The organism is Janthinobacterium sp. 1L-D-8-B-C4 (assembly GCF_057291295.1).
The window spans coordinates 90,732-103,290 of sequence record NZ_JBXAVX010000016.1; the positions used below are offsets into that span (position 1 = coordinate 90,732).

General features: G+C 61.1%; 10 protein-coding genes. 9 read left to right on the plus strand and 1 reads right to left on the minus strand.

The annotated features are described in order from the left end of the window. Positions 1-1,536 carry a threonine ammonia-lyase, biosynthetic gene (gene ilvA / locus AC0Z42_RS23920; protein WP_485470643.1) on the minus strand — a complete coding sequence of 512 codons (1,536 nt, stop codon included), beginning with the start codon at positions 1,534-1,536 and terminating at the stop codon, positions 1-3. A 198-nt stretch (positions 1,537-1,734) separates the two neighbouring features. On the opposite strand from ilvA, the gene AC0Z42_RS23925 reads away from it, so the two are divergent. The 9 genes from AC0Z42_RS23925 (at position 1,735) to ubiB (ending at position 12,547) form a co-directional block, all read left to right on the plus strand. Beyond that, positions 1,735-2,226: a YqaA family protein gene (locus tag AC0Z42_RS23925; RefSeq protein ID WP_485470644.1), complete on the plus strand. Its 492-nt coding sequence runs from the start codon at positions 1,735-1,737 to the stop codon at positions 2,224-2,226. A gap of 269 nt (positions 2,227-2,495) precedes the next feature. Further along, the gene (locus tag AC0Z42_RS23930) at positions 2,496-6,536 is read left to right on the plus strand and encodes a DUF3683 domain-containing protein (protein WP_485470645.1); all 4,041 of its coding nucleotides are present in this window, start codon (positions 2,496-2,498) and stop codon (positions 6,534-6,536) included. Continuing rightward, positions 6,536-6,985 carry an HIT family protein gene (locus AC0Z42_RS23935; RefSeq protein ID WP_485470646.1) on the plus strand — a complete coding sequence of 150 codons (450 nt, stop codon included), beginning with the start codon at positions 6,536-6,538 and terminating at the stop codon, positions 6,983-6,985. Before AC0Z42_RS23930 ends, AC0Z42_RS23935 begins: the two co-directional genes overlap by 1 nt. An 11-nt stretch (positions 6,986-6,996) precedes the next feature. Then, entirely contained in the window at positions 6,997-7,440 is a 444-nt protein-coding gene (locus AC0Z42_RS23940; protein WP_485470647.1) for a gamma-butyrobetaine hydroxylase family protein, read from the plus strand. A 379-nt stretch (positions 7,441-7,819) separates the two neighbouring features. Beyond that, a complete protein-coding gene (locus AC0Z42_RS23945; protein WP_485470648.1) occupies positions 7,820-8,350 on the plus strand; it encodes a hypothetical protein in 531 nt (176 codons plus the stop codon). Between the two features lie 114 nt (positions 8,351-8,464). Beyond that, positions 8,465-9,199, plus strand: coding sequence for a bifunctional demethylmenaquinone methyltransferase/2-methoxy-6-polyprenyl-1,4-benzoquinol methylase UbiE (gene ubiE / locus AC0Z42_RS23950; RefSeq protein ID WP_034778407.1), 735 nt, complete (start codon positions 8,465-8,467; stop codon positions 9,197-9,199). A gap of 33 nt (positions 9,200-9,232) precedes the next feature. Beyond that, positions 9,233-10,183 carry a Tim44 domain-containing protein gene (locus AC0Z42_RS23955; RefSeq protein ID WP_485470649.1) on the plus strand — a complete coding sequence of 317 codons (951 nt, stop codon included), beginning with the start codon at positions 9,233-9,235 and terminating at the stop codon, positions 10,181-10,183. 142 nt (positions 10,184-10,325) lie between these two features. Next, positions 10,326-10,979, plus strand: coding sequence for a ubiquinone biosynthesis accessory factor UbiJ (locus AC0Z42_RS23960; RefSeq protein ID WP_485470650.1), 654 nt, complete (start codon positions 10,326-10,328; stop codon positions 10,977-10,979). Beyond that, positions 10,976-12,547: a ubiquinone biosynthesis regulatory protein kinase UbiB gene (gene ubiB, locus AC0Z42_RS23965; RefSeq protein ID WP_485470651.1), complete on the plus strand. Its 1,572-nt coding sequence runs from the start codon at positions 10,976-10,978 to the stop codon at positions 12,545-12,547. The genes AC0Z42_RS23960 and ubiB overlap by 4 nt, the downstream gene beginning before the upstream one ends. The last annotated feature ends 12 nt before the right edge of the window (positions 12,548-12,559 follow it).

The window sequence follows — 12,559 nt, forward strand, 5'->3', positions numbered from 1 at the left end:
CTACCCCAAAAACAGCTTATACACCGGATTGCTCGTCTCATCCCAATACCGGTACCCCAGCGTATCGAGGAAGCGGCCAAACTCGGCCATCTCGTCGGGCGGCACCTGCAGGCCGATCAGGATGCGGCCCATGTCGCCGCCCTGGCTGCGGTAATGGCACAGTGAAATGTTCCAGTTCGGCGCCATGCTGTCGAGAAAGCGCATCAGCGCACCCGGGCGCTCGGGGAACTCGAAGCGGTACAGCAGTTCGTCCTGTGCCAGCCGGCTCTTGCCGCCCACCAGGTGGCGGATATGCGATTTGGCCAGCTCGTCATTGGTCAGGTCCAGGGTGCGGAAGTCATGCTCCTCGAAACGCTTGGCCATGGCGCCAGACTCATGGCGGTCGGCGATCTGGATGCCGACAAACACATGCGCGTCTTTTTCGTCGCTGATGCGGTAGTTGAATTCGGTCACGTTGCGCGCGCCGATCAGCGAGCAGAAGCGCTTGAAGCTGCCGCGCTGTTCGCGCATCGTGACGGCAAACACGGCTTCGCGGAACTCGCCCAGTTCGGCGCGCTCGGCAACAAAACGCAGGCGGTCGAAATTCATGTTGGCGCCGCAGGCAATCGTCACCAGGGTCTGATTGACGATCGGGTGTTTGGTCAGGCTGGCCCGCTCCACATAGGCCTTGGCGCCGGCAATGGCCAGCGCGCCGGCCGGTTCCAGGATCGAGCGCGTATCGGTAAACACATCCTTGATGGCGGCGCAGATGGCGTCGGTATCGACGATGATGATTTCATCCACGTATTGCTGGGCCAGGCGGAAAGTTTCCTCGCCCACCAGGCGCACCGCCGTGCCGTCGGAGAACAGGCCGACGTCGGGCAGGGTCACGCGCTCGTTGGCTTTCAGCGAACGCGCCATCGCGTCCGAGTCCACCGTCTGCACGCCGATGATCTTGATATCCGGGCGTATCTGTTTCACATAGGCCGCCACGCCGGCGATCAGGCCACCACCGCCGATGGCGACAAAGATCGCATGGATCGGGCCGGAATGCTGGCGCAGGATTTCCATGCCGATGGTGCCCTGGCCGGCGATCACGTCCGGATCGTCGAACGGATGCACGAACGTCAGCTTCTGTTCCTGTTCCAGCGTCAGCGCATGGTTGTAGGCGTCGGTATACGAGTCGCCATGCAGCACGATTTCCACGCTGCTGCCGCCGCGCGCCCTGACCGCGTCGATCTTGACGGGCGGCGTGGTGGTTGGCATGACGATCACGGCGCGGCAGCCCATGCGCGCAGCCGACAGGGCCACGCCTTGTGCGTGGTTGCCGGCCGAGGCGCAAATGACGCCGCGTTTCAGTTGCGCTTCGCTCAGATGGGCCATCTTGTTGTAGGCGCCGCGCACCTTGAAGCTGAACACGCTTTGCATGTCTTCGCGCTTGAAGTAAATCTGGTTGCCGATGCGCTGTGACAGGTTAGGCGCCAGTTCCAGCGGCGTTTCGGAGGCGACGTCATAGACGCGGGCGGTCAGGATTTTCTTGAGGTAGTCGATGTTCATAGTCTGCAAGCGAGTGATTCTGGGCCAGGTTAGACTGGAGCGGGTACGTCGGCATCGTCGGCCATGGGCGGATAGCGTGGCAAAAGAGTGCTCAGTGGAACTGCGGGCCGGTGAGCCCTTGCCCGTTCGCACGGTTCGTGCGGCGCGCAAGCTGCGCTTCATTATAATGGAGAGCCTTACCGCATACCGAAGTGTTCAATGATCGAATCCGCAATCACCTGGCTGCTGCAGCTGATAGCAGCGCCGGAGGTCGGGCTGACATCGGTCTTTCTGATCAGCTTTATTTCCGCCACCTTGCTGCCACTGGGCTCGGAACCGGCCGTGTTTGCCGTCATCAAGGCCAATCCCGCCCTGTTCTGGCCCGCCATCGGTGTTGCCACCGTCGGCAATACCCTGGGCGGCGCCGTCGATTACTGGATGGGCTACCGCGCCAAGCAGGCGTTTGCCAAGGAGCGCGACACGCGCTGGTTCCGCTGGCTGGCCCGCTATGGCGCCAAGACCATGCTGCTGGCCTGGCTGCCCGGGGTGGGCGACCCGCTGTGCACGCTGGCCGGCTGGCTGAAATTGCCGTTCTGGCCCAGCGTGGCGTATATGGCGGTCGGCAAGTGCGCGCGCTACCTGACCATGACCACCCTGCTGCTGTATGTGCCCGATGGCGTATGGCACCGGATTGGACAGATGTTGTCCTGATTCGTGCCATGGTGGGGCGGTTTGCAACGCCGGTTTGCCCCATTGTTGGGCGGTCTGATAATTTGCAGCCGCTGATAAAAGTTGGCATTTCCAAGCGGAAAATGCTGTCATATTGAACTTTTATTCATTTAAAAGCGGGCTCAGCCATATTTGCTTTCGTTGCAGCGATGCTGCTTAAACCTTAGGCGGCCTAAGGGTGTTCCCGCATGGTGCGGCGCAATAAGATAAAATGGTCCTTTAGGGTCCAGTCCTCATCGTCACCATACTCCATGAACGCTCCCGCACATATCCAAGCTCTACTGGCCGAAACGCCCAATGGTCCCGCAGCCAGCCGCCTGCGCGAAATCCCGTATAACTACACGTCGTTTTCCGATCGCGAGATCGTGATTCGCCTGTTGGGTGAGGACTCGTGGCGCCTGCTCGACGAGCTGCGCGGCGCGCGCCAGACGGGCCGCTCGGCGCGCATGCTGTATGAAGTGCTGGGCGATATATGGGTGGTGCGCCGCAATCCCTACCTGCAGGACGACCTGCTCGACAACCCCAAGCGCCGCCAGGGCCTGATCGATGCCTTGCATCACCGCCTGGCCGAAGTCGACAAGCGCCGCCTCTCCATTGACGCGGCCGGCGGCGACGTTGCCGCTTCGGGCGAATCGCCTGAGGTGGCGCAAGCGCGCAGCCACAATGTCGAACTGCTGCTCAAAGCGGCCAGCAAGGCGGTGGCCGATTTTGGCGACGAATTCCGCAAGACCTATGACTTGCGCAAGCGCACGGTCAAGGTGCTGGGCCGCTACACCGAAAAGCACAACGTGCGTTTCGACGGCATGACGCGCGTCTCGCACGTGACCGACGCCACCGACTGGCGCGTGGAGTACCCGTTCGTGGTGCTGACCCCGGACACCGAAGAGGAAATGGCTGGCCTCGTCAAAGGCTGTATCGAGCTGGGGCTGACCATCATTCCGCGCGGCGGCGGCACCGGTTACACGGGCGGCGCGATTCCATTGACGCCGATGTCGGCCGTGATCAATACGGAAAAACTGATCAACCTGGGCGCGGTCGAAATGACGGTGCTGCCTGGCCTCACGCACGAGTACGCGACGATTTATTCGGGCGCTGGCGTCATCACCAATAAAGTATCGGAAGCGGCCGAAAAAGCCGGTTTCGTGTTCGCGGTCGACCCGACCTCGGCGCATGCATCGTGTATCGGCGGCAACGTCGCCATGAATGCGGGCGGCAAGAAGGCCGTGCTGTGGGGCACGGCGCTGGACAACCTGGCCTCGTGGCGCATGGTCGACCCGAACGGCGACTGGCTCGATGTCACGCGCCTGGACCATAACCTGGGCAAGATCCACGATATCAAGCTGGCACGTTTCCAGCTGGAATGGCGCCACCCGAGCACGCGCGACGCCACCAAACCGAACGCGCCATTCAAGACCGAAATCCTGGAAATTCCTGGCCGCAAATTCCGCAAGGAAGGCCTGGGCAAGGACGTCACCGACAAATTCCTGGCCGGCTTGCCGGGCATCCAGAAAGAAGGTTGCGACGGTCTGATCACGTCGGCCCGCTGGATTTTGCACAAGATGCCGAAGTTCGCCCGCACCGTCTGCCTGGAGTTCTTCGGCCAGGCGCGCGATGCGATTCCGTCGATCGTGGAAATCAAGGACTACCTGGACGGCTTGCCGGCCAAGGGCGAGCAGTACACCACTATCCGCCTGGCGGGCCTGGAACACCTGGACGAGCGCTATCTGCGCGCGGTCGGCTACGCCACCAAGTCGAAACGCGGCGTGCTGCCGAAGATGGCCTTGTTCGGCGACATCGTCGGCGACGATGAAAACGCCGTGGCGCAAGCGGCTTCGGAAGTGGTGCGCATCGCCAATACCCGCGTCGGCGAAGGCTTTGTCGCCGTCAGCCCGGAAGCGCGCAAGAAATTCTGGCTCGACCGCGCCCGTACGGCGGCGATCGCCAAGCACACCAACGCCTTCAAGATCAATGAAGATGTGGTCATTCCGCTCAACCGCATGGGCGAATACACGGACGGCATCGAGCGCATCAATATCGAGCTGTCGATCAAGAACAAGCTGCAGCTGGCCGCCGCCCTGACCGAGTTCTTTGGCAAGGGCAACCTGCCGATCGGCAAGAGCGACGACGCTTCGGACGACCGCGTGGACGACGCCGAAATGCTGGGCGACCGCGCCGAGCAGGCGCAGCTGCTGCTGGCGCAAGTCACGGCCCGCTGGACCTATCTGCTGGCCCAGCTGGACCGTCCGCTGGCGGCCGTGAAACACGAGCTGGCCGAAGTGGGCATGGAGCGCTTGCTGCCCGTGTTCGACGCACGGCTGGAAACCCAGCCGGAAGCGACCCTGTTCGACGTGGTGCAGGACCGCACCGTGCGCATTACCTGGAAGCAGGAAATCCGCGCCCAGCTGCGCCAGATCTTCAACGGCGCCGCCTTCAAGCTGATCCTCGACGAAGCCACCGCCATCCATCAGCGCATCCTGCGTAGCCGCGTGTTCGTGGCGCTGCACATGCACGCCGGCGATGGCAATGTGCACACCAACTTGCCGGTCAACTCGGACAATTACGAAATGCTGCAGGACGCCCATGAGGCCGTGGGCCGCATCATGATTTTGGCGCGCTCGCTCAATGGCGTGATTTCCGGCGAGCACGGTATCGGCATTACCAAGCTGGAATTTTTGACCGAAGAAGAGATCGGCGACTTCCGCAGCTACAAGCTGCGCATCGATCCGGAAGGCCGTTTCAACAAGGGCAAGCTGCTGAACCTGCCTGGCATGGGCGCTGACTTGCGCAATGCCTATACGCCATCGTTCGGCCTGATGGGTCACGAGTCGCTGATCATGCAGCAAAGCGATATCGGCGCGATTGCCGACAGCGTCAAGGACTGCCTGCGCTGCGGCAAGTGCAAACCCGTGTGCTCGACCCATGTGCCGCGCGCCAACATGCTGTATTCGCCGCGCGACAAGATCCTGGCGACCTCGTCGCTGATCGAAGCGTTCCTGTACGAAGAGCAGACGCGGCGCGGTATTTCCATCAAGCATTGGGAAGAGTTCGAAGACGTGGCCGACCATTGCACGGTATGCCACAAGTGCGTCACGCCTTGCCCGGTGAATATCGACTTCGGCGACGTGTCGATGAACATGCGCAATCTGCTGCGCAAGATGGAAAAGAAAAGCTTTAACCCAGGCACCAAGGCCACCATGCTGTTTTTGAACGCCACCGATCCGGTGACGATCAACGCCACGCGCCAGGTCATGATCGGCTGGGGCTACAAGGCGCAGCGCCTGGGTCACGACTTGCTGAAGAAATTTGCCAAGAAGCAGACCAAGGCGCCGCCGCCATCGACCGGCAAGCCGCCCGTCAAGGCACAGGTGATTCACTTCATCAATAAAAAAATGCCGGGCAACCTGCCGAAGAAAACCGCGCGCGCGCTGCTCGATATCGAAGACGACAAGGTCATCCCGATCATCCGCAATCCGAAGACAACCACGGCCGATACGGAAGCCGTGTTCTACTTCCCCGGCTGCGGTTCGGAGCGTTTGTTCTCGCAAGTGGGCCTGGCCACGCAAGCCATGCTGTGGGAAGTGGGCGTGCAGACGGTCTTGCCGCCAGGCTACCTGTGCTGTGGTTATCCGCAGCGCGGCGCCGGCGAGTTCGACAAGGCGGAAAAGATGATGACGGATAATCGCGTGCTGTTCCACCGCATGGCCAACACGCTTAACTACCTCGACATCAAGACGGTGCTGGTGTCGTGCGGCACGTGCTACGACCAGCTGGCCACGTACCAGTTCGAGAAGATTTTCCCGGGCTGCCGCATCATGGATATCCATGAATACCTGCTGGAAAAACAGGTCAAGCTGGAAGGCGTCAACGGCACGCGCTATATGTACCACGAGCCTTGCCACAATCCGATGAAGCTGCAGGAGTCGGGCAAGACCATCAACTCCCTGATCAGCACGGTGGACAACGTGAAGATCGAGAAGAACGATCGTTGCTGCGGCGAATCCGGTTCGCTGGCCGTGACGCGTCCCGACATTTCCACGCAAGTGCGTTTCCGCAAGGAAGAAGAAATGGTCAAAGGCGCCGACAAGCTGCGCGGCGATGGCTTTACCGGTGACGTGAAAATCCTCACCAGCTGCCCGTCCTGCCTGCAAGGCTTGTCGCGCTACAATGACGATTCGGGCACCACCGCCGACTATATCGTCGTCGAGATCGCCAAACACTTGCTGGGAGAGAACTGGATGCCGGACTACGTGAAACGCGCCAACGATGGCGGCATCGAACGGGTGCTGGTGTAATGTCCACCCCTTGCGACCTGTGCAATTTGCTCGACGGCTTTGCCAACCAGCAGGGCGGTGACGCCTTGCTGTGGCGCAGCGATAGGCTGTCGGTGGTGGCCGTCGATGATCCGTCCTACCCCGGCTTTTGCCGCGTGATCTGGAACAGGCACGTCAAGGAAATGACGGATCTGACACCAGGCGAGCGCAACTATGTCATGGAAGTGGTGTGGCAGGTCGAGCTGGCCGTGCGCGAAGTAATGCAGCCGGAAAAGGTGAATGTGGCCAGTTTCGGCAACATGACGCCGCACGTGCACTGGCATGTGATCCCGCGCTACCTGGACGATGCGCATTTTCCGAATCCGAGCTGGGCCGTGGTCCAGCGCACAACGCCACCCGAGGTATTGGCCGCGCGCCGCGCCTTGTTACCGGCATTGCGCACCGCCATCATCGAACGTTTGACCGCATAAAGAATTTATCCATGAGCACAACTACTCCCCAGCCTACCGGCATTACCGTACGCAACCAGTCGCGCGTACTGGAAATCACCTTTGACGACGGCGCCGCCTTTTCGCTGCCCTTCGAATACCTGCGCGTGTACTCGCCATCGGCCGAAGTGCAGGGCCATGGCAAGGGCCAGGAAACCCTGCAACTGGGCAAGCGCCTGGTGGGCCTGAATAGCCTGGACCCGGTCGGCAACTACGCCGTCCAGCCCACCTTCAGCGACGGCCACAATTCGGGCCTCTACACCTGGACCTATCTGTACAAGCTGGGCGCCGAGCAGGCGACCCTTTGGCAGCAATACCTGGACAACCTGACGGCCGCCGGCTTTCCGGGCGACAGCGGGCGCGACGCCAAGGCCGACATGACGATCAAGCAGTCGTCGGGCCATGTGCATGGCCCCAGCTGCGGTCACAAGCATTAAATCGAGCGCCAACAATGTTGTCGGATTACGCGTGGCTTCGCCGCGCTAATCCGACATGCATCACCCACAAAATCCACATCACGGTTTTGCCTGCTTCCACACCCACACATTGCCCGCCACCGTCACCGGTTTCGGTATCGGGCCGATCAGGCGGCGATCTCTTGCGGATGGCTGGCCGCCCACTGGCCTGTGGCGCGGATCTGGTCCAGCATGACCGATAAGATCTGCGGCGACCGCTGCACGACCTTGCGTGCTCACCTGGGTTTGTCACAGCCGGGCAGGGCCCATGCCTGGCGCGGGCATGCAGCGATTGGGTTACGATACCAAGGATAAGGCGTGTTGTTCCATGCCCCTCTGAACCATTGATGGAGGCGAACTGATGGACAGATGGCAGGCATATTTATTCGAGGCGCATTCCGAAGAGGAGTTGCGCGCCTGGGCGCGAAGACTGGCGTTTTTTCGTTTTTTCAGGGCCTATGGCGGCCATGCGAATGATGGCGATGCGCTCGATGTCGTATTTGCCTACCGGACGCAGGAACAGATGGCATCATGCCTGGCACAGCTGGGTGTGCAGTTGCGCAAGTTCGATACCCAACCCGCGCAGGCGCAGGTGGGCGTGTCCTATCCCGGCGACGTGTTTATTCAGTTCCCGTCGCTCATTCCCGGCACGCGTTGGCTGGAACAGCCTGGCCACTGCGAAGTCGTGGGGATCAAGGTGTTTATCTGGTGTTTTGCCGACAGGATCAAAATTTCCGTGAGCGATAGCTGGACGGTCTCCGAACAGAATGTGCGCGATGCCGAAATCATCGAGCAATTACTGCGCAAGGTGCCGCTGGAGCGTATCGATCCGCCCTTGGACACGCGCAATTACATTTCCCCAAAGCATTATCCTCAGTATTTCGGCGTATAGCCGGCGCGCGCAGTTTGCGGGGGGCTGCCATCGCCTTGACGCCAGCCCGGCTCCTGTGTACGGTAAAGGGCTGGCCGCTTGTATAATGCAGCCAAATCAACAGGGCTGCCTACCATGACCAATACGACTCATTTCGGATACAAAACAGTTGCAGAAGACGATAAAGTGCGCGAAGTCGCCAAGGTGTTCCATTCCGTCGCTGCCAAATATGACGTGATGAACGACCTGATGTCGGGCGGCCTGCATCGCTTGTGGAAGACCTTCACGATTGCCAACGCGGGCGTGCGTCCCGGCTTCAAGGTGCTCGATATCGCTGGCGGCACGGGCGACTTGTCGAAGGCGTTTGCCAAGCAGGCCGGCCCCACCGGCGAAGTCTGGCTGACCGATATCAACGAATCGATGCTGCGCGTGGGCCGCGACCGCCTCTTGAATCGCGGGCTGTTGACCCCCACCATGTTGTGTGACGCGGAAAAACTGCCGTTTCCCGATAACTATTTTGACCGCGTCAGCGTGGCCTTTGGCCTGCGCAACATGACGCACAAGGATGTGGCGCTGGCCGAAATGCGTCGCGTGCTGAAACCGGGCGGAAAGCTGCTGGTGCTGGAGTTTTCCAAGGTGGCGGCGCCGCTGCAGAAACCGTACGACCTGTATTCGTTCTCGGTGCTGCCTTGGTTTGGCCAGAAGATTGCCGGCGACGCGGAAAGCTATCGCTACCTGGCCGAATCGATCCGCATGCACCCGGACCAGGAAACCCTGAAGACCATGATGGAAACGGCGGGCCTGGAGCGCGTGCAGTACTACAATTTGACGGCGGGCATCGCCGCTTTGCATACCGGCATCAAGATGTAAGTTGTTTGTTGGTCGTTGGTAACAGGAGATGGAATGAAACTGAAAAAATTTATGGTTGGCATGATGCTGGCCGCCACCACCGTATCGATGCTGGGCGAGGCGCTGGCCCGTCCCATGGGTGGTGGCCGCTCGATCGGCCGCCAGTCGCAAAGCGTTAGCCGCCAGGCGCCCGCACCGGCGCCAGCCCCCGCACCAGCAGCGGCACAACGCCAGGCACAACCGGCACCTGCCGCGCCGGCTCCGGCAGCGGCCGCCAAACCACCTAGCCGCTGGAAGGGCTTGCTGGGCGGCGCCTTGCTGGGCCTGGGCCTCGGCGCGCTGCTGTCGCATTTCGGCCTGGGCGGCGCCCTGGCCAGCATGATCAGCACCTTGCTGATGGTCGCCTTGCTGGCCGGCGCAGCCTACTTTATCTATCGCATGGTGCGCGGCAAGCGCGAAAACAATGGCACTGGCAACGCGCCATTTGCCGGTTTTGGCGGCAATGTGCCTGCGCCGGCCGGCAACACGCCGGACATCGGCTCGCGCATTGCGCCGCTGCCACCGCTGCAACCGGTCTCGTCCGGCGTGGGCCTGGACAAGCCCGCAGCGCCGGTGGCGCCCGCGCAATGGGGCGTGCCGGCCGACTTCGACCAGGCCGCTTTCCTGCGCCATGCGAAAAGCAATTTCATTCGCCTGCAGGCCGCCTGGGACAAGGCCGATGTCAACGATATCCGTGAATTCACCACGCCGGAAGTGTATGCCGAACTACGCATGCAGATCCAGGAACGTGGCGCGCAAGCGGACTTTACCGATGTCGTCACCATCGACGCCGAATTGCTGGGCATCGAGACCAGCGTCAACGATTACCTGGCCAGCGTGAAGTTCATCGGACAGATCCGTTCGGCGCCGGGCGCTGCCGCCGAGCCGTTCTCGGAAGTGTGGAATATGTCGAAACCGGTCAGTGGCAGCACGGGCTGGGTACTGGCCGGTATCCAGCAAGTGTAAATACTTGCTGAAGTTGGGCTTAATTCCAGGCACGATGCATGATGCTTGACGAAGTTTGCCTGCTGAAATGTTAAGATCAAGACCGCCCGCAGGTATTTCGGGCGGTCTTTTCTTTTTAAGGGCGCGCCTGGCGCGCAAGCATATGATTGCTCCGATTCCAGATCTTTCCCCGACGAGCGCCGCCAGCTTTGCAGCCGTGGCCACCATCAACCACTTGCTGGCGCAGGAGCCGTGGGCGCGCCGGCAACTGGCCGTGCATGCCGGCAAGCTCGCCGCCATTGACACCGGCGCGGTGGCCATCCGCCTGCGCGTGGACGGCATCGGCATGCTGGAAACGGCACCGAATGATATGCCGGCCAACGTCACCATCCGCGTGAAATTGTCGGATTTGCCGCTGATTGCGCAAAACCGCGAACGCGCGTTTTCGTATGTGAAAATCGACGGCGACGCCGAATTTGCCAATGCGATCTCCCAGCTGAGCAAGGGGCTGCGCTGGGATGCCGAACACGACCTGGAAAAAGTGCTCGGTCCCATCCTTGCCACGCGCCTGGCCGCTGGCGCGCGCGATGCCGTCGCCTTTGTCCGTGGCAGCCAGCAAAAATTGGCGGAAAACGTCGCCGAGTATTTCCTGGAAGAACAGCCTTTGCTGATCCGTCCTGCCCACCTGCTTGAGTATTCCGCCGGCGTCACGCGCGTGCGCGACGACGTCGAACGCCTGGCCAAGCGCCTTGCCAAGCTGGAAAAGGCGCTTGCCGCCAGCCAGCCTTTGCCACCTTCACCGGATGTGTCTACATGATCTTGAAATTTTTGCGCCTGCTGAAAATCATCCGGGTATCGATCAAATACGGTCTTGATGAAATCGCCATCTCCGGCTTGAAAGTACCGCGTACCGCCAAACTCATCGATACCATCATCTTCTGGCGCGACCTGTCCTCGCCGCGCGGCCTGCGCCTGCGCCTGGCGCTGGAAGAGCTTGGGCCGATTTTTGTGAAATTCGGCCAGGTGCTGTCGACCCGGCGCGACCTGATGCCACCCGATATCGCCGAAGAACTGGCGCACCTGCAAGACCGGGTGCCGCCGTTCGACTCGGACCTGGCGATTGCGCAGATCACCCGTTCCCTGGGCGCGCACCCGGACCAGCTGTTTGCGCACTTCGAGCGCGACCCGGTGGCGTCGGCCTCGATTGCCCAGGTGCACTTTGCGACGTTAAAAAATGGCAAGGAAGTGGCCGTCAAGGTTTTGCGTCCCGGCATGAAAAAGCTGATCGACGAAGACGTGGCGCTGATGCATATCGCCGCCGACTGGACCAGCCGCCTGTGGGCCGACAGCAAGCGACTGAAGCCGCGCGAAGTGGTGGGCGAGTTCGACAAATACCTGCATGACGAGCTCGACCTGATGCGCGAGGCGGCCAACGCCAGCCAGCTGCGCCGCAACTTTGCCGATTCGAACTTGCTGCTGGTGCCGGAAATGTACTGGGATTACTGCTCCAGCAGCGTGATCGTGATGGAACGCATGAACGGCATTCCCGTCTCGCAGATCGACCGCCTGATGGCAGCCGGCGTGGACTTGCGCAAGCTCTCCACCGATGGCGTGGAGATTTTCTTCACGCAAGTGTTCCGCGACGGCTTTTTCCATGCCGATATGCACCCGGGTAATATTCTCGTGTCGATCGCGCCCGAATCGTTCGGCCGCTATATCGCGCTGGACTTCGGCATCGTCGGTACCCTGAACGACTACGACAAAGATTACCTGTCGCAAAACTTCCTGGCCTTTTTCCGCCGCGACTACAAGCGCGTGGCCGAGGCACATATCGAATCGGGCTGGGCGCCCAAGGAAACCCGCGTCGACGAACTCGAAGCTGCCGTGCGCGCCTGCTGCGAACCGATCTTTGACCGCCCCCTGAAGGATATTTCCTTCGGCCAGGTGCTGCTGCGCCTGTTCCAGACCTCGCGACGCTTCAACGTGGAAGTGCAGCCGCAACTGGTGCTGCTGCAAAAGACCCTGCTCAATATCGAAGGCCTGGGCCGCCAGCTGGACCCGGAACTGGACCTGTGGCAGACGGCCAAGCCGTATCTGGAAAAATGGATGAGCAAGCAGGTGGGGCCGCAAGGCTTCATGGAGCGCCTGCGCGCCGAGGCGCCACGCTATGCGCATATCTTCCCGCAACTGCCGCGCCTGGTGCACCAAGCCCTGACGGTGGCCGGCGAGCCGCGCGAAAACGAGGTGGAGCTGATGAAAACCTTGCTGGCCGAGCAACGGCAAACCAATCGTTTGCTGAGCTTTATTGTTTACTTCGTCGGCGCCTTTGCGCTGGGCGCCCTCGGTTTCCAACTGTATATGCGCTGGCATCAGCTGCCTTTTTAAGCGCCTGACAAG